At 66.8% G+C, this 23323-nt stretch carries 22 protein-coding genes; 6 read left to right on the forward strand and 16 right to left on the reverse strand.

Translation table 11 applies throughout. The annotated features are described in order from the left end of the window. Window positions 1–126: 126 nt before the first annotated feature. The 3 genes from QRN25_RS08160 to cysD all read right to left on the reverse strand — a co-directional run bounded on the left by QRN25_RS08160 (window position 127) and on the right by cysD (window position 3820). Window positions 127–864: a 3'(2'),5'-bisphosphate nucleotidase CysQ gene (locus QRN25_RS08160; protein ID WP_285018567.1), complete on the reverse strand. Its 738-nt coding sequence runs from the start codon at window positions 862–864 to the stop codon at window positions 127–129. Continuing rightward, window positions 864–2789 carry a sulfate adenylyltransferase subunit CysN gene (gene cysN, locus QRN25_RS08165; RefSeq protein ID WP_285018569.1) on the reverse strand — a complete coding sequence of 642 codons (1926 nt, stop codon included), beginning with the start codon at window positions 2787–2789 and terminating at the stop codon, window positions 864–866. Before cysN ends, QRN25_RS08160 begins: the two co-directional genes overlap by 1 nt. Before the next feature lie 128 nt (window positions 2790–2917). Continuing rightward, window positions 2918–3820, reverse strand: a complete 903-nt coding sequence (gene cysD / locus QRN25_RS08170; protein ID WP_285018571.1) for a sulfate adenylyltransferase subunit CysD — start codon at window positions 3818–3820, stop codon at window positions 2918–2920. Between the two features lie 105 nt (window positions 3821–3925). On the opposite strand from cysD, the gene QRN25_RS08175 reads away from it, so the two are divergent. Continuing rightward, on the forward strand, window positions 3926–5014 hold the full coding sequence (locus QRN25_RS08175) for a helix-turn-helix transcriptional regulator (RefSeq protein ID WP_036524493.1): 1089 nt from the start codon (window positions 3926–3928) through the stop codon (window positions 5012–5014). 97 nt (window positions 5015–5111) lie between these two features. Here the strand turns inward: QRN25_RS08175 and QRN25_RS08180 are convergent, their stop codons facing one another. Both QRN25_RS08180 and QRN25_RS08185 read right to left on the reverse strand, forming a co-directional pair. Then, window positions 5112–6029, reverse strand: coding sequence for an acyl-CoA dehydrogenase family protein (locus tag QRN25_RS08180; protein WP_285018574.1), 918 nt, complete (start codon window positions 6027–6029; stop codon window positions 5112–5114). Next, the gene (locus QRN25_RS08185) at window positions 6029–7174 is read right to left on the reverse strand and encodes an acyl-CoA dehydrogenase family protein (protein WP_285018576.1); all 1146 of its coding nucleotides are present in this window, start codon (window positions 7172–7174) and stop codon (window positions 6029–6031) included. The genes QRN25_RS08180 and QRN25_RS08185 overlap by 1 nt, the downstream gene beginning before the upstream one ends. 163 nt (window positions 7175–7337) lie before the next feature. On the opposite strand from QRN25_RS08185, the gene QRN25_RS08190 reads away from it, so the two are divergent. The 4 genes from QRN25_RS08190 to QRN25_RS08205 all read left to right on the forward strand — a co-directional run bounded on the left by QRN25_RS08190 (window position 7338) and on the right by QRN25_RS08205 (window position 11024). Continuing rightward, window positions 7338–7652, forward strand: a complete 315-nt coding sequence (locus tag QRN25_RS08190; protein ID WP_036524485.1) for a Rieske (2Fe-2S) protein — start codon at window positions 7338–7340, stop codon at window positions 7650–7652. Window positions 7653–7722: 70 nt separating this feature from the next. Further along, entirely contained in the window at window positions 7723–8904 is a 1182-nt protein-coding gene (locus QRN25_RS08195) for an acyl-CoA dehydrogenase family protein (RefSeq protein ID WP_285018579.1), read from the forward strand. Window position 8905: 1 nt separating this feature from the next. After that, window positions 8906–9910 (forward strand): acyl-CoA dehydrogenase family protein, encoded by a 1005-nt coding sequence (locus QRN25_RS08200; protein WP_285018581.1) that lies wholly within the window; start codon window positions 8906–8908, stop codon window positions 9908–9910. Between the two features lie 178 nt (window positions 9911–10088). Beyond that, entirely contained in the window at window positions 10089–11024 is a 936-nt protein-coding gene (locus tag QRN25_RS08205) for a cation diffusion facilitator family transporter (RefSeq protein WP_285018583.1), read from the forward strand. Between the two features lie 124 nt (window positions 11025–11148). Here the strand turns inward: QRN25_RS08205 and QRN25_RS08210 are convergent, their stop codons facing one another. From QRN25_RS08210 to QRN25_RS08220, 3 genes are all read right to left on the reverse strand, one after another. Continuing rightward, on the reverse strand, window positions 11149–12168 hold the full coding sequence (locus QRN25_RS08210; protein ID WP_285018585.1) for an alpha-ketoacid dehydrogenase subunit beta: 1020 nt from the start codon (window positions 12166–12168) through the stop codon (window positions 11149–11151). Further along, complete coding sequence (locus tag QRN25_RS08215; RefSeq protein WP_008830330.1) at window positions 12165–13163, reverse strand: thiamine pyrophosphate-dependent dehydrogenase E1 component subunit alpha; 999 nt, start codon at window positions 13161–13163, stop codon at window positions 12165–12167. The genes QRN25_RS08210 and QRN25_RS08215 overlap by 4 nt, the downstream gene beginning before the upstream one ends. 104 nt (window positions 13164–13267) lie before the next feature. Next, window positions 13268–14959 carry an FAD-binding protein gene (locus QRN25_RS08220; RefSeq protein WP_285018587.1) on the reverse strand — a complete coding sequence of 564 codons (1692 nt, stop codon included), beginning with the start codon at window positions 14957–14959 and terminating at the stop codon, window positions 13268–13270. A gap of 191 nt (window positions 14960–15150) precedes the next feature. Here QRN25_RS08220 and QRN25_RS08225 point away from each other — a divergent pair, with 191 nt between their 5' ends. Next, window positions 15151–15960, forward strand: a complete 810-nt coding sequence (locus QRN25_RS08225) for an enoyl-CoA hydratase/isomerase family protein (RefSeq protein ID WP_285018589.1) — start codon at window positions 15151–15153, stop codon at window positions 15958–15960. A gap of 16 nt (window positions 15961–15976) precedes the next feature. Here the strand turns inward: QRN25_RS08225 and QRN25_RS08230 are convergent, their stop codons facing one another. The 8 genes from QRN25_RS08230 to QRN25_RS08265 form a co-directional block, all read right to left on the reverse strand. Further along, window positions 15977–16309 (reverse strand): hypothetical protein, encoded by a 333-nt coding sequence (locus tag QRN25_RS08230; RefSeq protein WP_271183489.1) that lies wholly within the window; start codon window positions 16307–16309, stop codon window positions 15977–15979. Window positions 16310–16379: 70 nt separating this feature from the next. Beyond that, the gene (locus QRN25_RS08235; RefSeq protein ID WP_285018591.1) at window positions 16380–17432 is read right to left on the reverse strand and encodes an AraC family transcriptional regulator; all 1053 of its coding nucleotides are present in this window, start codon (window positions 17430–17432) and stop codon (window positions 16380–16382) included. Between the two features lie 143 nt (window positions 17433–17575). Then, window positions 17576–18556, reverse strand: a complete 981-nt coding sequence (locus QRN25_RS08240; protein ID WP_285018593.1) for an NADPH:quinone oxidoreductase family protein — start codon at window positions 18554–18556, stop codon at window positions 17576–17578. Beyond that, window positions 18553–19308 (reverse strand): SDR family NAD(P)-dependent oxidoreductase, encoded by a 756-nt coding sequence (locus QRN25_RS08245; protein ID WP_285018595.1) that lies wholly within the window; start codon window positions 19306–19308, stop codon window positions 18553–18555. Before QRN25_RS08245 ends, QRN25_RS08240 begins: the two co-directional genes overlap by 4 nt. Window position 19309: 1 nt before the next feature. Next, entirely contained in the window at window positions 19310–20614 is a 1305-nt protein-coding gene (locus QRN25_RS08250; protein WP_285018598.1) for an acyl-CoA dehydrogenase family protein, read from the reverse strand. A 36-nt stretch (window positions 20615–20650) separates the two neighbouring features. Then, on the reverse strand, window positions 20651–21718 hold the full coding sequence (locus QRN25_RS08255; protein ID WP_285018599.1) for a phosphotransferase family protein: 1068 nt from the start codon (window positions 21716–21718) through the stop codon (window positions 20651–20653). Between the two features lie 10 nt (window positions 21719–21728). Continuing rightward, window positions 21729–22187, reverse strand: coding sequence for a MarR family transcriptional regulator (locus QRN25_RS08260; RefSeq protein WP_036524466.1), 459 nt, complete (start codon window positions 22185–22187; stop codon window positions 21729–21731). Window positions 22188–22218: 31 nt separating this feature from the next. Continuing rightward, window positions 22219–23283, reverse strand: a complete 1065-nt coding sequence (locus QRN25_RS08265) for an alpha/beta hydrolase (protein WP_285018655.1) — start codon at window positions 23281–23283, stop codon at window positions 22219–22221. Between the last annotated feature and the right edge of the window lie 40 nt (window positions 23284–23323).

Below are 23323 nucleotides of genomic sequence, written 5' to 3' on the forward strand. Positions count from 1 at the left end.
GCCGTGGGGGCGATTCCGGTGCCCCCCGCCCTCAGTTCGTCATTGCGAGCGAAGCGAAGCAACCCAGGGCAGCGTGATGCTGCCCTGGGTTGCTTCGCTTCGCTCGCAATGACGAGGAATGGTGGCTCAAACCAGCGCCGCGACCTCGCGCAGCACCATGTCGGCGTGCTCCTTCCGGCAGATCAGCAGGTCCGGCATGTAGACGTCCTCGCGGTTGTAGACCAAAGGCGAACCGTCGATCCGCGAGACATGCAGCCCCCAGCCGAGCGCCACGGCGGCCGGCGCGCAACTGTCCCACTCATACTGCCCGCCCGAGTGCAGGTAGATGTCCGCCTGCCCGAGCAGGATCGCCATGGCCTTGGCCCCGGCCGAGCCCATCGGCACCAGTTCGGCGCCGATCGTCTCGGCTACGCTGGTGGCCTCTTTCGCGGGCCGGGTGCGGCTGACGACCATGCGCAGCTTTTCCGGCGCAGGCGGCACCTCGCCCGGCTGGTCGGAGCGCAGCACGAGGTCGGCGCCCGGCAGCGCCACCGCGCCCAGCACCGGCACGCCGTCCACCGCAAGGCCGACATGGACCGCCCAGTCGGCGCGCTCCTCGCCGTATTCGCGCGTGCCGTCCACCGGATCGACGATCCACACCCGGCTCATGGCCAGGCGCTCGGCGTTGTCCTTCTCCTCCTCGGAGAGCAGGCCGTCCTCGGGACGCTGCTCACGCAGGGCGTGGCAGAGGAACTGGTTGGCGGTCTGGTCGCCCGCCTTGCCCAGTGCCTTGCCGCCGAACAGGCCGGAGCCGCGCACGCTGAGGAGAATCTTGCCTGCCTCGTCCGCCAGCTTCGCTGCGAGATCGCCGTCGGTATAGGCCATCAGGCGTCTCCCAGCAGGGTGTTGACGATGAGTTCGGCGGCTTCCTCCGGCGAGATCACCGTCGTGTCGATCCGCACCTCGGGATTGCGCGGCGCTTCGTAAGGGCTGTCGATGCCGGTGAAGTTCTTCAGCTCACCGGAACGCGCCTTCTTGTAGAGGCCCTTGACGTCGCGCGCCTCGGCGACCTTCAGCGGGGTGTCGATGAATACCTCGATGAACTCGCCCTCGGGCAGCATCGCGCGCACCATCTCGCGGTCCGCCTGGAACGGCGAGATGAACGCGGTGATGACGATCAGCCCCGCGTCGGTCATCAGCTTCGAGACTTCGCCCACACGGCGGATGTTCTCGATGCGGTCGGCCTCGGTGAAGCCCAGATCCTTGTTCAGACCGTGGCGCACGTTGTCCCCGTCGAGCAGGAAGGTGTGCCGGTTCATCCGGTGCAGCTTCTTCTCGACCATGTTGGCGATCGTGGACTTGCCCGAACCCGAGAGGCCGGTGAACCACAGCACGGCCGGCTTCTGGTTCTTGAGGCCCGCGTGCTGCTTGCGGTCGATGTCGACGGCCTGCCAGTGCACGTTCTGCGAACGGCGCAGCGAGAAGTTGAGCATGCCCGCCGCGACGGTGGCGTTGGTCATCTTGTCGATCAGAATGAAGCCGCCGAGCGTGCGGTTGTCGGCATAAGGCTCGAAGACGACCTGCTTGTCGGTGGTCAGTTCCGCCACGCCGATGGCGTTGAGGTCCAGCGTCTTGGCCGCCATGTGCTCCATGGTGTTGACGTTGACCGTGTACTTGGGCTCGGCCACGGTCGCGGAGACCTGCTGCGTGCCCAGCTTGAGCCAGTAGGCGCGGCCGGGGACCAGCGCCTCGTCGGCCAGCCACACGATCGTCGATTCGAACTGGTCGGCGGTCTGCGGCGGATTGTCGGCGACCGAGATGACCGAGCCGCGCGAGCAGTCGATCTCGTCTTCGAAACACACTGTAACCGACTGACCGGCAACGGCTTCGTCCAGATCGCCGTCATAAGTAACGACGCGGGTGATCGCGCTGGTCTTGCCCGAGGGCAGGACGCGGATCTTGTCGCCCGGCTTGACGCTGCCGGTGGCGATGAGGCCCGAGAAGCCGCGGAAGTCGAGGTTGGGACGGTTCACCCACTGCACCGGCAAGCGGAACGGCTTGTCGGCATCGACCGATGAGAGAACCTCGACGGTTTCGAGGTGCTCCACCAGCGTCGGCCCCTTGTACCAGGGCGTATTGGCCGAAGGCGTGGTGATGTTGTCGCCCTTGAAGCCGGAAATCGGCATCGCGGTGAAGCTGTCGATCCCGATCGACCTGGCGAACTCTGCGTAGTCCTTGACGATACCGTCGAACACGGCCTGGTCGTAGTCGACGAGGTCCATCTTGTTCACCGCCAGGACGATGTTCTTGATGCCGATCAGGTGGCAAAGATAGGAATGGCGGCGCGTCTGCACCAGCACGCCCTTGCGCGCGTCGATCAGGATCACCGCGAGGTCGGCGGTAGAGGCGCCGGTCACCATGTTGCGGGTGTACTGCTCGTGACCGGGGCAGTCGGCGACGATGAACTTGCGCTTCTCGGTGTTGAAGAAGCGGTAGGCCACGTCGATCGTGATGCCCTGCTCGCGCTCGGCGGCGAGGCCGTCGACGAGGAGCGCGAAGTCGATCTCCTGCCCCTGCGTGCCGACCTTCTTGGAGTCGGCGGTGAGCGCGTCGAGCTGGTCCTCGAAGATCATCTTCGAATCGTAGAGCAGGCGCCCGATCAGGGTGGACTTGCCGTCGTCTACGCTGCCGCATGTGATGAAGCGTAGCATCGTCTTGTGCTCGTGCTGGACGAGGTAGGCGTCGATGTCCTCGGCGATCAGGCTGTCGGTGACGTAGCGGGCTTCGGCAGTTTCGATAGTGTCAGTCATGTATCACACTCCGTCATGCTGAACTTGTTTCAGCATCCATCGCGCCAATCAGGCCGATGGTCTCCGACGAGAAATGGACCCTGAAACAGGTTCAGGGTGACGAGGGAAAAGTACGAGAAGGCAGCGGCTTAAAAATACCCCTGCTGCTTCTTGACTTCCATGCCGGCGCCGCCGGCGTCCTTGTCGATGGCGCGGCCCTGTCGCTCGCTGGTGGTGGTGAGCAGGGTTTCCTGGATCACCTCGGGCAGCGTCTTCGCCTCGCTCTCCACCGCGCCCGTCAGCGGGTAGCAGCCCAGCGTGCGGAAGCGGATCGAGCGCTCTACCGGCACTTCGCCGTCCTTGAGCGGAAAGCGTTCGTCATCGACCATCAGCAGCATGCCGTCGCGCTCCACGGTGGGGCGCTTGTCCGCGAAATAGAGCGGGACGATGGGGATGTCGTTGAGGTGGATGTACTGCCAGATGTCCAACTCGGTCCAGTTGGAGATCGGGAACACGCGGATCGATTCCCCGCGCGCCTTGCGGGCATTGTAGAGGTTCCACAGTTCGGGGCGCTGGTTCTTCGGATCCCAGCCGTGCGAGGAGGTGCGGAACGAGAAGATGCGCTCCTTGGCGCGGCTCTTCTCCTCGTCGCGGCGGGCGCCGCCGAAGGCCGCGTCGAAGCCGTACTTGTCGAGCGCCTGCTTCAGACCTTCGGTCTTCCACATGTCGGTGTGGAGCGCGCCGTGGTCGAACGGATTGATGCCTTTCTCGGCCGCTTCCGGGTTCTGGTAGACCAGCAGCTCCATGCCGCTGTCACGCGCCATCTTGTCGCGCAGCTCGTACATCGCCTTGAATTTCCACGTTGTATCGACGTGGAGCAGCGGGAACGGCGGCGGCGAGGGATAGAACGCCTTGCGCGCAAGGTGCAGCATCACCGCGCTGTCCTTGCCGACGGAATAGAGCATCACCGGCTTCTCGGCCTCGGCGACGACTTCGCGGATGATATGGATGGCTTCGGCCTCGAGTCTGTCGAGGTGCGTCAGGGTCTTCATCAGGATCTCTGGTCCTTTGGCCTTCGCAGGGTCGCCCTCTTGTTGGGCTCGAATCGCTCTTTGCAAGGATGACAAATCGCAGAACCTCCCATATGGGAGGTAGGTATGGCTCTGACATCCAACGACGAGACAGATTTGCTGCTGCCGCTGATAGCGGGGATTGGCGACAAGGCGCAGTTTGCCGAGTTTCTCGAGCGCCTGCGTCGCCGGAGCGATGCCGAGTACGTCAGCATCGTGATGAAGCAGGGCGACGGCCCGCATGCCCAGATCACCGACTTCCACGCCGGGCGCGACTTGCGCAGCGAGGCACGCGAACTCGATCCGTTCGAGATGCATGCGCTGGAGCGCCTGCACTACGACCAGCTGCGCCCGGGCCGCGTCTACAGCGTCGGCGAGTTCGTGGACCACGATCCCGTCTTCCGGGCCGATCGCCTGGCCAAGATGGCGCGCCTCGGTATCGCCGACGAGCGGGTGGTGCGCCTGCCGCGTGTCGCGGAGACCGATGCATGGCTTATCCTCGCCCGCGCCAAACCTTGCGAGGCGGCGGACAGCGCCCTGCTCTCCTCGCTCGCGCCTTACGTGGAGGCGGCGCTGCGCAGCTATGTAGCGCTGGAGCACCACCGCATCCGCGCCAGCGTCAGTGCGCAGGGCATGGCGCGCAGCGCCACGGCGTGGATGGTGTTCGACCGCGAGGCGCGGCTATTGGCCATCGACCCGCGCCTCGATGCATGGATGCGCGGGAATCTCGGCTACACGCCGCGCGTGGGGGAGCGCCTGCGCGATCTCGGCGTCCATGCGGAGCGTGAACTGGGCGGCGCAGCCGTGCTGTTCGCCTCGTCGACGCCGCCCCCGCCGCGTGCGGTAATGCTGCATGAGGACCCTCGGCTGGAAGCGCTGCTGACGGCCACTAGCGACATGCCGCGCCCCTCGATGCTGGCGCTGTGCCGCCTGCCCAATGCCAGAACGCCGGCCAGCGTGGAGCGTCTCACCCGGCTGTTCGACCTGCCCCCGCGCGAGGCCCAGCTGGCGATCGCGCTGAACGAGGGGCAGTCGATCGCCGAGGCGGCCGAAAGCATGGGCCTGACGCTGGAAACGGCGCGCAACTATTCCAAGCGTCTCTACGCCAAGCTGGGCGTGCGCGGGCAGGCGGAACTGGTGCGGCTGGTCAGCGACAGCGTGGCGGTGATGGGATAGCCGTTCAACCGTCATTGCGAGCGAAGCGAAGCAATCCAGGGCGGTTTATGTGGCCCTGGATTGCTTCGCTTCGCTCGCAATGACGGCGCTATGTGGTTCACCCCCACAGCGCCTCGGCCGCCGCCAGCCCCTGCTCGCCGCGCCCGCCCAGTTCGGCGGTCAGCAGCTTGAGGCGATAGGTCCACAAGTGCAGCGGATGCTCCAGCGTCATGCCCATGCCGCCGAGGAACTGGTGATAGTCGTAGCACACCCGCTTCGCCGCCTCCTGCGCATGCAGCAGGGCCAGCGCGGCGTCGCCGGGATCGCCGGTCCCGGCCGCACGCAGGGCGAGCCAGTAGACCGAGTTGGTCATGACCTGGTCTTCGGCCAGACGATGCCGCATGCCCTGGAAGGTGGCCAGCGGGCGGCCGAACTGCTTGCGCTCTGACACGTAAGTCACCGTAGACGCCAGCGCCGCGCCCAGCAGGCCCGCGGCTTCGGCCGCGACGCCCACGCGCCACGACCGCAGCACTTCGGCGGGATCGACCTCATGCGCGGTCATCGCATCCGGAAGACCGGTCAGGAACGCCACGGGATAGGCATAAAGCGCATCCTCCTGCGCCGCCGCGATCACGCTCTCGTCCGCCTTAAAGCTGCGCACGCCCGAAGGGCCAACGATCACGACGCTCGCCCCCGGTCGCAGGAAGCGCACCGGGCCTCCGATGCGCCCCTCCTCGACCAGACACAGCGGACGCGGCAGGTCCGGATCGATAAGGGGGCGCACGAAGGACGATGCCGCCGCCTCCACCGCGAAGGGCAGCCGCGCCAGCTTCTCCACCACCAGCGCGGCGGTGACGGGGCCGAGTTCCTCGACCATCAGGACGTCGAGAAACCCGTTCTCGACCAGCGCCGCGTCAAGTTCCGCGCTTTCGAGCGTGAGGCCGGCATCGTGCAGCGGGACGCCCGCGTAAGGCCGCGCGAGGCTGTCGATGAAGTCGAGGACCTGCCGCTGATCCTCGTTGAGGGACAAGTGCATCAGCGCGGCTCCCGGGGCAGTTCCAGCACGTCGCTGGCGATGATGTTGAGCTGGATTTCCGCCGACCCCGCCGCGACGCCCGCGACGATGCCGCGCTGGTGGTGCATCTTGAGGTAGGGCGAGGCCCCCGCGAGCGCTTCGGGCAGGAACTCGACGACGAATTCGCAGACCGCCCGCTCGGCCATGACGGTGGCGTAGCGGGCGGAACTGGACTCCGCACCGATGGCGAGGCCGTCGACGCGCTTCTGGACGACGGCGTAGTTCGCCGTGCCCGCCGCCTCGCACAGTGCGGCACAACGCGCCGCCTCGATCCGCACATGTTCGCGCGCAAAGCGCCCCTGCTCCTTGAGCATCGCCACCGCCCGATCGAGCGCCGCGCGCGCCAGCGTGAAGCGCGGGATGCCGAGGCGCTCGTTGCGCAGCGAATAGGCGACGATCTCCCACGCCTGCCCTTCCTCGCCGAAGCGGGCGGTCTCGGGCACGGTCACGTCGTCGAAGAAGACTTCGTGAATGTCGCCCTCGCCGATCAGCGAGGGGATCTGGCGCACGGTGATGCCGGGCGTGTCCATCGGCACCAGAATGATGGTGATGCCCTTCTTGCGGTCGTCGCTGGTGCGCGTCAGCAGGAAACAGGTGTCGGCAAGGCCTGCATAGCTGGTCCAGATCTTCTGCCCGTTGATGACGTAGTTGCCATCGTCCAGCGCGGCGCGGGTGCGCAGCGAGGCGAGGTCCGACCCGGCGTCAGGTTCCGAAAAACCCTGACACCACAGCGATTCCCCGCGCGTGATCGGCTCGAGGTAGCGGGCCTTCTGCTCGGGCGTACCGTACTTCTCCAGCGTCGGGCCGATCCAGTTGACGTTCATGTATTGGCCGCCGCGCGGCTCGCCGGCGATCCACATCTCTTCGGACAGGATCTGCTGTTCCCACGGGCCGAGGCCCTCGCCGCCCATCTCGACCGGCCAGTGCGGGAAGAGGATGCCCGCTTCCGCCAGCTTGACACAGAAGTCGCGCGCGAAGGCGGTCAGCGCCGGGGACGCAGGGCCGTGTTCCGAGAATTTCTCCCAGTCCGCAGGCAGGTTGGCGTGCAGGAAGTCGCGGATCTTGTGCCGGAAGGCGTCCTGCCCGGCGGTCCATTCGAATTGCATCGGGGCGGCGCCCTCCTCTCAGCCTTTCGTTAGGCACAGGCAGCCTCGCCCCACAACCGCCGGGGCGTCGGAATCGCTGGCGCGATTGCGCATCGACCACTTGTGCTGGAAATCACCTGCGGAGTACCGCAAGGACGCAGCGAAGAGATAAGAAAGGACACGGGTGAGCGAGAAGGCATTCGTCGCGGTGGCGAAACTCGATGAAGTTCCGCAGGGCGGCAAGAAGGTGGTCGAGGTGGGCGGGATCAGCGTGCTCCTCGTCGGCGCGCGGGATCAGGTCTACGCGGTGCGCAACTTGTGCAGCCACGCCTACGAAACGCTTGAATGCGGCCGCGTGCGCGCGGGGTGGATTTCCTGCCCGGTTCACGGCGCGCGTTTCGATCTGGAAACCGGCAAGCCGATAAACCCGCCCGCCTCGATGCCGATCGATACTTATGAGGTGCGGATCAAGGGCGACGTGATCGAGGTGGCGGTCTAACCTCCCGATATCGCCCGCGCGTACCGCCCCTTATGGACGCGCCGCCGTGCCCCGTGCTTGGACGGTGTCCATGACCGATACGCCCGATCTCGAAGCGCTGCGCCGCGAAGTGCGCGCCTTCCTAGCCGCCGAGGCGCCGACCGGCTGGCGCGACGCGAGCCGCACGCAGGACGACTTCGTCCGCACCCAGCGCGACTGGTTTACGCGGCTGGTTTCGGCAGGCTACGCCATCCCGCACTGGCCCGCCGCGTTCCCCGGCGGCGGCCGCAGCCTGGCCGAGCAGAAAGTGATCTACGAGGAACTGGCGAAGGCAGACTGCCCGCGCCTGCTGCTCTCCTTCGTCTCGACGTACCATGCCTTCGCAACATTGCACGAATGTGCGAGCCGGGAGCAGCAGGACCGCTACCTCCCGCGCATCCTCGAGGGCGAGACATGGTGCCAGGGCTTCTCCGAGCCCGGCGCCGGATCGGATCTCGCGGCCATCAAGACCAGGGCGGAGCGCAAGGGCGACGTCTACGTCGTCAACGGCCAGAAGGTCTGGTCGACGATGGCGCAGTTCGCGCAACGGTGCCTGCTGCTGGTGCGCACCTCCTCGGACGGCCCCAAGCAGGCGGGCATCACGTACCTGCTGATGGACATGAAGGCGCCCGGCGTCTCTGTCCGCCCGATCCACCAGATCCAGGGCGACGAGGAATTCGCCGAGATCTTCCTCGACAACGTGGAAATCCCCGTCTCCGAGCGCGTCGGCGAGGAAGGCAAGGGCTGGGCCGTGGCCCAAGCGACGCTCGCTTCCGAGCGCGGGCTGACGCTGATGGAATTGTCCTACCGGATGCGCGGCGCCCTCACCCGGATCGCCGATCTGATCCGCGAAACCGGCCGCGGCGAGGATCGCGGGTACTTGCGCGATTTCGGCGAACTGGTGACGCAAGTGGACGCAGTCTGCGCCGTGGCCGACCAGTTCCTCGACAACCGCATCAACGGCATCGAGCGGATCGGCGACGCCTCGATCGTCAAGAACAGCTACAGCCGGGCGCTCAGGGCCTATGCGAAGCTGGGCCTGCGACTTGGCGGCATCGCGGAGCAATACGTAGCGCCGATCACCTTCGGCGACCTCAACACCGGCAACTGGATGGCGGACTTCATGAACTCCTACGCCTGGACCATCGCCGGGGGCAGCGAGGAAGTGCAGCGCAATATCATCGCCGAACGCATGCTCGACATGCCGCGTGAGCCGAAAGCCTGGGTGGCCTGACATGATCGAACTGAACGAACTGACCGACGCCGCGCAGAAGGCGTTCCCCGCCGACGCGCTCTCCCCCGGCCGCGATGAAAGCTGGCGGCTGGTGGCGGAGATGGGCTGGCTGATGGTGCGCCTGCCCGAGGAAGACGGCGGCCTCGGCCTCGGCCGCGAAGCCTCGACGGCGATCCACTTCGAGATGGGCCGCGTGCTGGCGACGACGCCGCTGATCCCGGCGCAACTGGGCCTGCAGGCCGTGCTGGCGAGCGAGATTGCGGCGCGGGTCGAGTGGCTGGAACGGCTGGCGGGGGGCGAATACGCCCCCCTGCACCTGCTCCCCGCGAAGCTGGAGGCGGCACCGAACGGCACGCTTTCGGGCGTAGTCGGCGGTGTGTTCGATGCGGACATGGCGGTGGCGGTCGTTGCGAAGCTGCCGGGCGGCTATGCCCTCGTGCCGACCGATGCGCCGGGTGTTTCTATCGTGGAGCGCGCGATCTGGGACCCCAGCCGGCGCCTGTTCGACATCGTTCTTGATGGATACGCGCCCGATCCGGCACTCATGCTCACCGATGCGGACGGCGCTGCAGCGCTGCACGACGCGCTGGCGCCCGAAGCGCACCTTGCCGTCGCCGCCGACTGCCTCGGTGCCGCGAATGTCGCATTGGAACTCACCATCGAATACATGAAGATGCGCCGCCAGTTCGACCGGCCCATCGCCATGTTCCAGGCTCTCAAGCACCGCGCCGCCGATATGAAGGCGCGCATTGCCGTGGCCGAGGCGCTCCTGTGGAACCGGGTGCGCGACGATGCTGCAACCCTCGTCCAGTGCGCCGCGGCGAAGACGCTCGCGGCCGAGGCCTTCGCATTCGTCACCGAAGAGGCGATCCAGCTTCACGGCGGCATCGGCCTGACCGAGGAACACCCGATCCACCGCTTCATGAAACGCGCGATGCTGAACCTGCAGCTTTGCGGATCGCCAGACCTATGGAACGAGCGGACGGGGCGAGAGGCGCTGGGCTGACAGATCGACCGGAGCAAGTCGTCGTCCCGGACTTGATCCGGGACCGGTGGCTGTCTTTAGGCGCAGTTCATGCGGCAAGGTGTCTAAGCGACGGGTAGGCTGCTCACGGGCAGCGGTCCCGGATCAAGTCCGGGACGACGGTAAGCAACGCCCTGCCCCGCCGCTCGTTGTGCCGGGCATGGCCAAGACTTCCGGACACATCCGCGACAACATAGTCCTCTACGGCGCGCTGGCGGCGAACATGGGCATCGCCGTCGCCAAGTTCGTGGCGGCAGGTATCGGCGGCTCCTCCGCCATGGCGACCGAGGGTGTCCATTCGCTGGTCGACAGCGGTAACCAGATCCTGCTGCTCTACGGCCAGAAGCAGGGCAAGCGCGCAGCCGACGCAGCCCATCCCTTCGGCTACGGGCGCGAGCTGTACTTCTGGGCCTTCGTCGTCGCGATCCTGATCTTCGCGGGCGGCGCGGGTATTTCGATCTACGAGGGCATCGCCCATATCCGCGAGCCACGCGCCGTCGAGGACCCGACGCTCAGCTACATCGTGCTGGGCATCGCCTTCCTCATGGAAGGCGCGTCATGGGCCATCGCGGTAAAGGAATTCAACGCGGGCCGCGCCGGACAAAGCTGGTGGCAGGCGATCCGCCGCTCCAAGGACCCGCCGGGATTCATCGTCCTGTTTGAGGACAGCGCAGCGCTCATCGGCCTCGCCATAGCAGCGGCGGGCATCTGGGCGAGCGGCTACTTTGCGGAACCAAGACTCGACGGCGCGGCATCGGTTCTGATCGGCCTGGTGCTGGCGGCCGTCGCAGTGCTGCTGGCGCGCGAGTCCAAGGGGCTGCTGATCGGAGAGGCCGCCGACCCGGCACTGATTGCCGGGCTGCGCGGGGTGATGGAAGGCAACCCGCACATCACCTCGGTCAACCATGTGCGCACCGTCCACACAGGACCGGACGCGGTGTTCGTAGCGATCAGCGCGGACTTTGCCGACGACCTGCCGATGGGCGAGGCGGAAACGCTGATCGAGGAACTGGAGGCGCGGATGAAGGCGCTCTCGCCGAAGATCACCTCGATCTACATCCGGCCCGAGAAGCGCGAACAGGCGGTGTTGGGTTAAGTAAGGCCCACCCCTGCCCCCTCCCGCAGGCGGGAGGGGAATGAAAGGCCACCGCTTAGCCCTCCCGCGTGCGGGAGGGCCGGTAGGCTTGAGAGCGCAGCGAACTAGCCGGACGGGGTGGGTATCAGATCGCCATCAGCCGCTTGGCCTCCGCCACGATCTCGGGCGGTTGCACCAGATAGGCATCCTCCAGCTTTTTGGCGAAGGGCACCGCGCAATACGGCGCGCCGAGGCGGCCGACCGGCGCCTTGAGCTTGCCGAACAGCACTTCCTGCGCCGTCGCGGCGATCTCCGCGCCGGGACCGAAGTTGCGGCCCGCTTCGTGCACCACCAGCAGGCGTCCGGTCTTCTCGGCCGAGGCCAGCACCGTTTCCTTGTCCCACGGCGAGATCGTGCGCAGGTCCACCACTTCGACCGAGACGCCTGCTGCCGACAGTTCCTCGACCGCCTGCATCACCGTGAACATCATCTGCCCGTAGGAGACGATGGTGATGTCGCTGCCCGGTACGACCACGTTGGCCTTGCCCAGCGGGATCGGTCCCTGGTTGACCGGCGTGTCCATCGGCACGAACAGCGTCTTGACGCTTTCGATGATGATGACCGGATCCGGGTCCTGGATCGCCGAGAGATAGAGGCCTTTCATGTCGCCCGGGGTCCAGGGGATCACCACCTTGATGCCCGCGGTGTGCGCGAACCACGCCTCGTAGAAGTCGGCGTGCTGCCCGGCGGTCTGGTTGCCGCCGCCGGTCATGGTGCGGATCACCAGCGGCACCTGGCTCTGCCCGCCGGACATGAAGCGCAGCTTGGCCGCGTGGTTGACGATCATATCCATGGCGACGGTCGTGAAGTTCATCAGCATGATCTCGGCCACCGGCTTGTAGCCGGCCATCGCCACGCCGATCGCCGCGCCCATGATCGCCTGTTCAGAGATCGGGGTGGAACGCACGCGGCTGGTGCCGAACTTCGTCGACAGCCCGCGCGTCACGCCGCACACCCCGCCACCCTCGTTGTCGGCGATGTCCTCGCCCAGAACGAGGACCTTGGGGTCGGCTTCCATCGCCTCGCTCAGCGCGGCGTTGATGGCCTGCAGGCCGTTCATCTTCACCGTCTCGACGACGGGGGCTTCCAGGGTATCAGTGCTCATGCCGGAATCTCCTCGGCAAAGACGTCGCGGCGCAGTTCGTCGTCGGACGGGAATTCACAGGCCATTGCGTAGTCGATGGCGTCGTTGACCTCGGCCTCGATCTTCGCGGTGAGTTCGTCGAGCTGCTCGGCACTGGCGACACCGTCGTCGATCAGCTTTTGGCGGAAGCGCGGCAGCGGATCGGCCTCGATCGCGGCGGCCTTTTCTTCCTTGGTCATGTAGGCGTCGTTGTCGCCGAAGACGTGGCCCATGAAGCGGAAGGTCTTGCACTCCAGCAAGGTCGGCCCTTCACCGGCGCGGGCGCGCTCGATCGCGGCGTGGGCATGGGCATAGACGTCGAGCGGATCGTTGCCGTCCACCGTGTAGCCCGGCATGCCATAGCCGGCCGCGCGCTTGGCGATGAAGTCCACCGAGGTGCCGTTCTCGTAGCGGGTGTGCTCGGCGAAGCCGTTGTTCTGGCACACGAAGATCACCGGCAGCTTCCACACCGAAGCGAGGTTCAGCGCCTCGTGGAAGGCGCCGATGTTGCTGGCGCCGTCACCGAAATAGGCGACCGTCACCTGCTTCGTTCCGTCGAGCAGCGCCGCCCAGCCGAAGCCGTTGGCGATCGGCATCGAGGAGCCGACGATGCCCGTCGTCACCATCACGCCGGTCTCCGGGTGAGTGAGGTGCATCGGGCCGCCCTTGCCCTTGCAGGTGCCGTCGACGCGGCCGCAGATTTCTGCCCACAGGGGCCGCAGCGGCATGTCCTTGGCGACCATGTCGTGGATGCCGCGATAGATCGTGCAGATCTTGTCGTCATTGTTGAGCAGCACCGAGATCGCCGAGGGAATGCACTCCTGCCCGCGCGCCGAATAATACGGCGCGGTGATGCGGCCGCGGCGGATCTGCTGACGGGTGAGGTCGTCGTTGCGCTCGATGCGGATCATTCGACGGTAGATGTCGACCTGTGTGGCGGCGTCGGGGATGGCCCGGTTGGTTGGCGTTTCGCTCATGATTCCTCTCTCGGACAGCTCGTGGCTGCTGGGATGGCTGAACATTGGTTCAGGGCAGGCCCCGCTGGCAAGGACGGGCGAACCGCCCCTGCGGTATCTGCGTTTCAGGACACCTGGTTGCCGAGGCCGGCCGCGTGCTTGGCCGCGATCCAGCCGAAGGTCATCGACGGGCCGACACTCGCGCCGGCGCCGGGATAGACGCGGCCCATCGGCGAGGCGGTGGTGACGCCGCAGGCATAGAGCCCCTCGATCACCGAGCCGTCCTCGCGCAGAACGCGCGAATCGCAGTCGCACACGACGCCGCCGTAAGTCCCGACATCGCCGGGATAGACCGGGAAGGCATAGAACGGCGCCTTGTCGATCGTCCCCATCGTCTGGTTCGGACCGTCCTTGAAGAACGGATCGCCGAGGAAGTTGTCGTAGGCCCGCTCGCCGCGCTGGAAATCCTCGTCGCGGCCGCCGCGCACGAAGCCGTTCCAGCGTGCGACCGTGGTTTCCAGAGCACCCGGGGGGACGCCGATGATCCCGGCCAGTTCGCCTACCGTTTCGGCCTTGCGCATCCAGCCAGAGGCGAGCCACTTGGCCATGTTCTTCTTCGCGGTGCCCTTACCGGCGACGGCGTATTCGTCCATGTACTGCTGGTCGAGAATCGCCCAGCTCGGCACCGCAGGGACAGTGCGGTTGCGCATCAGCATGGTCTCGCAGAACGCCTCGTAGGAGCCGCCCTCGTTCATGTAGCGCAGGCCCGACTGGTCGACCTGGATCGCATGGGGCTTGGCGGTGGTGCTCTGGGTGCCGGGCTTGACGTAGTCGGTGTCCCAGCCGGGCGCGTCGGTCATCTGGAAGCCGACCATCTGGTCCATCTGCGCCAGCGCGGCCCCCTTCGCGGCGAGTTCGCGGTGCATGTCGCCGGTGTCGGTCTCGATGCCGTTGGACCACTTCGACTGCGTGCCCGGCATGTAGGTGTCGCGCATCGCCTGGTTCATCGAGAACCCGCCCGCGTTCATCAGGATGCCCAGCCGCGCACCGATGCGCCAAGGCCTGCCGTCCTTCTCGGTGACGACGCCGACGGCCTTTTCACCTTCCATGATGACTTCGCGGACGGGTGAATTCACGCGGATGTCGGCCGCCTGCTTGTCCAGCACAGCCTTCAGCATCCGCCCCTGCAGCGCCGCACCCGCCGTGACCCAGTGCTTGCCGGTGAGCTTGCCTGCGACGAACTTGAAGGCGATCTTGATGAAGACGCGCTTCAACTCCCACGAATGCTTCATGAACGGCAGCTTCATCCCGTCGTCCAGCTTCACCGGCACTTCGAGGAAGCCCTTGCGCAGCTTGGCCGCCCACTCCTTGCCCAGTTCGTTCTTGTCGAAGGGCAGCGCGGTGACGGTGCGGCTGGTCTTCATGCCGCCGGGGAGTTCGTCGTAGTAGTCGGGCCAGAAGCGGGAGCCACGCTCCATCCGCACGCCTTGCGCGACGATGAAGTCCAGCATCTTCGGCGCCTCGACCGCGTAAGTGCGGCGCCGCGCCGGGCTGGTGCCGGGGGATTCCGCATCGTCGGGCACCACCGCATCAAGGTACTGGCAGGCGCGTTCCAGACTGTCCTCGCCGGGGTCCATGAAGCGGTTGCCGGGTATCCACATGACCCCGCCGGACTTCGCCGTGGTGCCGCCGACCCACTGCGCCTTCTCGAGGATCACGACGGTCTTGCCAGCCTGCTTCATCAAGAGCGCCGAAGCCATCGAGCCTGCGCCGCTGCCCACGACCACCCAGTCGAAAGTCTCGTCGAACTGCGTCATCGTGCCGTAACCTCTCCGCCTAGCCGCGCTGCTGCGCATGCGTTCAGCCCGGTAGATCGAACTTCGCCCGCTTTGGCAACGCGAGGGGCAAAGGTTTCGCCGGAGCGAAAGGTTTGGGCAAAATCGCGTTTTCGCATGGTCCTCGATACCGCCCGGCCTATGACGCTGGAGGGAAGAGGAGACCTGCCGAAATGACCGATACCGCGCCCGCCCTGCCACAGTTGGCCACGATCGAAATGGCCCGCGAAGGACGGCTGCTGCGCATCACGCTCAACCGGCCCGAGGCGCTGAACGCGGTGAACCTCCAGCTTCACGACGATCTGGCCGAGGCGATGTGGTTCGCACAGGTCGATACCGGATCGGACGTCGTCGTGCTGACCGGCGCGGGCCGCGCCTTCTCGGCAGGCGGCGATCTCGACCACATCGAGAACAATGCGCGCAACCCCCACCTCTTCGACCACGAGACGCGCGTGGCCAAGCGCATCGTCTCCACCCTGCTCGACATCGACAAGCCGGTGGTGTGCCGGATGAACGGCCACGCGGTCGGCCTCGGCGCGACGCTGGCGCTGCTGTGCGACGTGATCTTCGCCGCCGAGGGCGCGAAGATCGGCGACCCGCACGTCGGCCTCGGCCTCGTCGCGGGGGACGGCGGCGCGGTGATCTGGGCGCAGCGCATCGGCCTGACGCGGGCGAAGGAGTACCTGCTGACCGGCGACCTGCTCACGGCCAGAAAAGCGGCCGAGATCGGGTTGATCAACCACTGCGTTCAGGCAGATGAACTCGACGCGGCGGTCGATGCGTTCTGCGCGAAGCTGCTGGCAGGCGCGACGGTGGCGATCCGGGCGACCAAGATACTCACCAACCTCGAACTCAAACGGCTGGCGACGGCGTTGATGGATGCAGGGATCGCCTACGAAAGCGTCTCGGTCCGCAGCATGGACCATCTGGAGGGCATTCAGGCCCTCAGGGAAAAGCGGCCGCCGAAGTTCGTGGGCCGCTGACTCCCCTCGGGGCGTATTACCCCGGCACCACCCGCTCGCCGTGCTCGGTGAACAGCGCGGTGTAGCAGGTGCCCATGTCCTGCGCGTCGCTCTGCGTCAGTTCGCCCGACTTCGAGGCAGCGCCCAGCGCGCCGAGGAAGGCCATCGGGTCATCCGCCTCGATGTCGTAGATCGCGAGGAATTCGTTGGGGTCCGCGCCCATCAGCCGCGCCGCCAGCTTGTAGCGCTGGGCGCCTGCCATGCCGAATGTGTTGACCAGTTCGGGCAAGTGCTTGGTGTCGTACCATTCGTGATACTCGGCCTCGCGGCCGGGCTGCGGGCGAGTGAGCGCGACGAGCTTCATCTTCATGGCAATTCCTCTCTTCCAGACGTCCTTGCCGCCGAGGATTGGCCAGCCCCGACACCGATGCAAGCGGCCACTATCCGGTTGCCGAAAGCATCGCCCCGCCGTCTCTGGCGAACACCGGACACGATCCGAACGGCTCCTCCGCACTCACCGCGATCATCTCCTGCACCGCGCTCTCTCCGCGATACTCGCGCGGGTTGGCACCGAAGACGCGCTTGAACATGCGGCTGAAATGCGCGGGGCTCTTGAAGCCGACGCCATAGGCGATCTCCCCGATCGACACCTCGCGCGGGTCGGAAGCCATGAGCCAGTCCCGCGCCTTCGCCAGTCGCTGCTCCCAGACCAGTTCCGAGAACGAGGTGTCGCGCAGCCGCAGCAGGAACGAGAGATAGCGCGGAGAGATGCCGCAGCCCTTCGCCACCATCGCCGTCGACAGCAGGGGATCGGCCAGATGCACTTCGATGAACCGCAGCACCTGCTCCAGCCTCCGCTCGGCGATCGACAGGCGGGCGGGCGCGGTGTCTTCCCCCGCGCGGATGGCATTGCCGATCAGGCCGAGCGCGGTATCGACCAGAAGCCGCGCCGACGCCTCGCCGATGCGCCCCTCGTCGGCCAGCACTTCGTCCAGCAGCGTCTCGGCCAGCGCGAGTTCGGCGCGCTCCATCGCCATGAACAGGCCGTTGTTGAATTCCTGCCGCACGAAGCCGCGCAGGATGTGGGTGGGCACGGCGAGGTTCAGCACTTCGTGCATTCCGTCCTGGCCTATCCGGCACTCCACGCAGAACGGCGACATCGAGCGGGTGATGAGGAAGTCCCCGGCTTTCGCCACCTTGCCGCCGCACTGGTTGGAGACGGCGAGTTCCCCCCGCTTGACGAACCACAGGATCGAGAGGTCCGTCGCATCCTCGCGAATATGACGGCGCGAGCGGCGGAAGAACAGATTGGCGGCCGAACGTCGCCGTATGATCGAGATTGCACCGACTGCCTTGCGCTCCGAATGCAAGTCGGCGGTCGCCGCATCGTCCGCGATCCAGATGTCACCCCGGCAGTATTCCTGCCCGCGACTGCCGTGAAACAGGCAATCGCGGTGCTCGCGCATCTGGAACGTGAACAGAGTCTCCGCCATGGCTCTCTCCCGATGGCGGGACCGAGGCGCTTCTATCGGCGTCGGTGCTCCCCACCATTCGTATCACCTGCGCGGGATGCTACCCGACATTGTCGGCAAATCGACCGGCATTGCGTGCAAGGCCGTCCAGCATCGCCCGGGCGTTACTCCATTGCCAGCACGACCCGGCCAGCAGCCTTGCCCGAGAAGGCCGCGTTCATCGCCTCGGCATGACGCTCAAGCGGATAGCGTTCGGCGATCGCGGGGGAGAACACACCCTCAGCGGCCAGTTCCATCACCTTGCGCCGCAGGGCGGCGGCCTCGGTGGGACGCCGCAGCGCGTGATCGCGCATCTGCACGCCCACGAGGCTGGCGCTCTTGAGCAGCGGCAGGTTCGTGCGCAGCGCCGCGATCCCGGCGGTGAAGCCGATCACCAGATGGCGCCCGTCGTAGCCGAGATTGCGGAAGGCCGGTTCGCTCGCCTCGCCGCCCACGGGATCGAAGACGATGTCGACGGGCTTGCCGTCGTTCGCCGCCATGACCTGATCGCGCCAATTCTGCGCGCCGGTGGTGACGACCGCATGCGCCCCGCCCGCCAGAGCCGCCGCCTGCTTCTCGGGGCTGGAGGCCGAAGCGATGACGCGCAGGCCCAGATACCTGCCGACCTGGATCGCGGCATAGCCCGTGCCCCCCGCCGCGCCGAGCACCAGCAGCGTCTCGCCCGGCTTCGCCCGCCCGCGATCGGCCAGCGCGTAGTACGCGGTCTGGTAGTTCACCGCGAAGACGGCGGCCTGCTCGAACGTCATCGCCTCGGGCACTTTCGCCATGTTGGCTGCGGCGAAGAGATTGGCCTCGGCGAACAACCCGCCGAGCCCGCCGCAGAACACGCGGTCGCCGGGGGCGAGGTGCGTCACGCCCGGCCCCGCCGCCTCGACCACGCCCGCCGCCTCGCTTCCGGGGATGAAGGGCAGTGGCGGCTTGAACTGGTAATGCCCCATCGCGGTGAGCACATCGACATAGGACACACCAGCGGCCTTGATGCCGACGCGCACCTGACCCTCGCCGGGAGCACCGGGGTCGAACTCTTCGAGGGCGTAACTCTCCGGCGGCCCGAAGGCGCGGCCGATGACCGCGCGCGGGCTCAATGCTGCCCCCCGTCGCAGCGCACGATCGAGCCCGTCACGTTGACCGAGGCAGGGCTGGCCAGGAACAGCGCGGCGGTGACGATCTCCTCCGGGTTCGCCGCATGCCCGCGCGGGATCGGGATCGGCCCCTGCCCCTTGTCGGGCCATGCCTCGACGATGTCGGTGCGGAATGCGCCCGGCGAGAGCGTGTTGACCCGCACGTGCGGCGCATATTCCCACGCCAGCGAGCGGCTCATCGCATTGAGCGCCGCCTTGGACGAGCCGTAGGTCACCACCTGCGGCAGCGGCATCATCGAGCCCGAGGATGTCACGTTGATGATGCAGCCTCCCGGCCCGCCTGCCTCGGCGCGGTCGAACATGCGCTTGCCCACCAGCGCCGAGAGCCGGAACGGCCCCTTGAAGTTGAGGTTGAGCACGGAATCGAACAACTTCTCGCTGACTTCGTGGCTAGGCATGCGCGGGCTCATCCCCGCATTGTTCACAAGGATATCCACAGCCCCGAAAGCGGCGTAGGCTTCATCGACCAGCCGCTCGCATTCGTCCCAGCGGCCGACGTGAGCGCTGATCGCCATCGCCTTGCGGCCAAGACCGCGCATTTCCTCGCAGACCGCCTCGCAGACATCGAGCTTGCGACTGGCGACGATCACGTCGGCACCGCGTTCGGCGAAAGCGCGGACCATCTGGTAGCCCAGCCCGCGCGACCCGCCGGTGACGAGCGCGACCTTGCCGGTGAAGTCGAACAGCGGGTCCATCTCAGGCATCTCTCGCGTTCGGGTAGCGCTCCAGCGCCTTCGCGGTGCGCGTCGGGATATGCTCGGTCGGAAACATCCCTTCCGCCGGCCGCACCCGCTTGAGATAGGCGCGCGCCAGTTGCGAGCGGTGCGCGTCGGTCGGCCCATCGGCGAAGGCCAGCGCCATGTTACCGCCGTACCATTTGGCCAGCGGCATATCGAGCGAGATGCCCAGCGACCCATGCACCTCCAGCGCCCTACCGACGACGTTCGCATAGACCGAGGCCATCGCCACCTTGCACATGCCGATGTGCTTGCGCGCCGCGCCGTGCTTCAGGCGGCCCGCCTCGATCTCGTCGATCAGCCATGCGGTCTTGAGCACCAGCAGGCGGAACTGCTCCAGTTCGATCACCGAATCGGCGATCTTGGCCTGCACCAGCTGGTGATCGCCGAGCATCGCGCCCTTGGTCCGGCGCGAGACGGCGCGTTCCAGCATCATGTCGAGCGCGCGGTTGCACATGCCCACCGTGCGCATGGCATGGTGGATGCGGCCCCCGCCCAGCCGCGCCTGCGCCACCTTGAACCCCTCGCCCGGCCCCCCGAGCATATGATCGAGCGGCACCCGGACCCGGTTGTAGCGGATATGCGCGTGATGCCCGTTCTCGGGTTCGAAGTCCCCGGCGATGGCGACGTTGCGCAGGATCTCGATCCCCGGCGTGTCGGCGGGAACGACGAACATGCTCATCCGCTCGGTCAGCGGAGCATCCGGATCGGTGACGGCGATGACCAGCAGGAAGCTGGCGAACCGGGCGTTGGAGGAGAACCACTTCTCGCCCTCGATCACCCATTCGTCGCCCTCCTGCACGGCGCGGCATGTGAAGACGTCGGGGTCGGCGCCGCCCTGCGGCTCGGTCATCGAGAAGCACGAGACGATCTCGCCGGCCATCAGCGGGCCGAGGTACTTCTGCTTCTGCTCCGCCGTGCCGAACAGGGCGAGGATTTCGGCATTGCCGGTATCGGGCGCGGCGGTGCCGAAGACGGTCGGCGCCCAGGTGGAGCGGCCGATGATCTCGTTCATCAGCGCCAGCTTGACTTGTCCGTAGCCGGGACCGCCAAGATGCGGGCCGAGATGGCAGGCCCAGAGCCCCTGCGCCTTCACCTGCTCCTGCAGCGGCTTCAGATGCCGCCGGGCCGCCGCGTAGGAGGGATCGAACTGCGCGCCCTGTTCGGGGAACAGCAGGTCCATCGTCTCGCACTCGTCGCGCACGAAACGGTCCATCCAGTCGAGCCTGGCCTGGAATTCCGGGTCCGTCGAAAAATCGATCATCGTTCTCTCCCATTCCTCCCCCGGCGGGGGAGGAATTTACTGCATTCTCGCCACTTGCGCGGCGGTATCGCGGAAGCACTGCTCGACGATGCGCGCGAAGAAGCGCCCCGTCTCCTTCGGCAATATCCCCGCCTCCGCCTGCGCCACCTTGTATTCGAGCAGGCACCCGGACTTGAATTTCGAGAGCACCGAGAACCACTCGAAGTCGCGGATGTCGCGCCCGGTGCCCGCGCAGTAATAGCGCGCCAGTTCCTGCTTCGTCGGGAAGTTGGCCGGGTTGTTCAGTGCGGTCGGGAACTCCCGGTCCGGATCGTCCTCGTCGCGCATGCCGCCGGTGAACCAGCCCATGTCGATCATCGGATCGCCGATGGTGGACAGTTCCCAGTCGATCATCGCCGCAAGGCGCGCCGGAGGGCCGTGGCGGAACATCATGTTGGGGGTGCCGACGTCGCCGTGGATGATCCCGCGCACTTCCTCCGGCATCCGCGCGTGCCGCAGCCAGTCCTCGGTTTCAGCATAGCCTTCGAGCACGCGGCCCTCGTAGCCGTAGCGCTCCTTGTAGGACGCCAGCTGGCCCGCCCAGCGATCGACCTGCCGTTCCAGGAACCGGCCCGGCTTGCCGTAGTCCCCCAGCCCGATCGCCTCGTGATCGACGTTGGCGAGCGCGATCAGCCCGTCGACGATGGCGAAGGGGATGCCGTATTCGCAAGGCATCGCATCGAAGGGCGGTTCGTTGTGGATCTTCTCGCCGCGCAAGTTCGGTGCCCAGCCCTCGACTTTCTCCATGACGTAGAACGGCGCGCCGACCACGCTGTCGTCGGAACAGGACCCGTAGCACACCGGATGGGGCACCTGAGTGCCTTTGAGTGCCGTCAGGATACGCGCCTCGCGCAGCACGCCCTTCTCCGCTCCCGGCGGCGGCACGGCGGGTGGACGGCGCATGACCATCGGCTTCTCGCCCCGGTCGATCGTCAGCACCACGTTCGACGTGCCCCCTGAGAGCACCGCGGTGCGCAGCGGCCCCTTGCCCAGTTCGGGCACGAAGGCGTCCAGCCATTCGGTCAGCGGCCCGACTGGGGCCAGCCGGTCGAGATCGGCGTCCATCATCCTCTCCTCAGCGAGCGCGGAAATGCGCCTCTATCTGCCTGCGCACCGCGCGCAGCGCGGCCGTCGCGGCCGCGACTTCCTCGGAATCGAGCACCAGCCGCGCGGCCAGTGCATCGGCGCGCGCGTCGATCTCGCGCTTGAGCGCCGCGCCTCGTGCGGTCGGGCGGAGCAGCATGGCGCGCTTGTGTGCGGGATTTTCGAACGTCTCGACCAGCCCGGCATCGCGCAGGGCATTGGCGGCGCGCTGCACCAGCTGGCGCGCATGGCCCATCGAGCGGCCGATCTGCGCGACGGTGGGGGCATCTTGCGCCTCCACCACCGCGGTGAGCACCATGTGCTCGCTGTCGTTGAGCGCGCATCCCGCCCGCGCCTCGCCGAAGACGCTGCGCAGGCGGCCGTTCAGGCGGATGGTCTCATCGACCAGTCCTACCAGCGGATGACGCGACTCAGATACTCCCGTTTCCATGGAAACGGGGTGTCATGTTGACACGATCATGTCATTTCTTTGGAGGCGCGGCCTCGTCAAGCATCGCCCGGGCGACATGGAGGAACGCCGCCGTGTCGGTCTGGGCCGAAGGGATCGCCTTGCGGAACGTCGCGAAGCCGTGGATCAGGCCCTTGCCCTCGAAGTAGGCGGTCGGCACCCCGGCCTCGACCAGTTTGGCGGCATAGGCACGCCCCTGGTCGCGCAGAGGATCGAGCCCCGCCGTCACCAGCACCGTCGGCGGCAGGCCCGCCAGATCACCGAGGATCGGCGAGGTGCGCGGACTCTTGGGATCGGCCGCATAGTGCTCGGTAAAGCTCGCCATGCTCTTCGCGTCGAGCATGTACCCCTCGGCGAACAGTTTCGAAGAGGGATAGAGCTTGCCGAAATCGGTCGCCGGATAGATCGGGATCTGCATCACCACCGGCACGGCCGCAGGCTTGTCACGCAGCGCCGCGGCGGTGACGAGCGTGAGATTGCCGCCCGCGCTGTCGCCGCTGAGGATAAGGCCGGTGAACGCGCGCCCGAAGGCCTTGCCGTTGGCTGCCACCCAGCGCGCCGCCGCCTCGCCGTCGTCCGGTGCGGCGGGCCAGGGGTTCTCGGGCGCGAGGCGGTACTCGACCGACACCACCGGCAGGTCCAGTTGCCGCGCGATCTCCGCCGCGAGCCCGGCATGGGTATCGATGCTGCCGAGCACGTAGCCGCCGCCGTGATAGAACACCACGACGGAGCCGGGGCCGCGTTTGGGGCGCGGATCGAACAGGCGCAGCGCCATCGGCCCGCCGGGCCCGGGCATCGTCACGTCCTTCGTGGTAACGTTCCCGATCGGCAGATCCTGCTGCGCCATCGCCGCCAGCGCAGCAGGCGGCAGCTTGTGTATCTGCATCAGCAGTTCGCGCGTGAAAGGCGGGTTGGGCTTGGCGTAGAACGCCTTGAGATAGGCCGCGACGTCCGGGCGGACATCGGGCGCGGCGCTCGTTTCCTGCGCCGCAGGAGCTGCCTGTCCGGACGCGACCGGCGCCGTCGCCAGCATCAGGGCCATCACTCCGCAGCCTGCAATGCCGCGCATACCCGCCATTCTCTTCATCGACTTCCCCTCCTGTTCGGCCGGCGGCGCA

It is taken from the genome of Novosphingobium sp. fls2-241-R2A-195, from assembly GCF_030209485.1.
GTDB classification, from domain to species: domain Bacteria; phylum Pseudomonadota; class Alphaproteobacteria; order Sphingomonadales; family Sphingomonadaceae; genus Novosphingobium; species Novosphingobium resinovorum.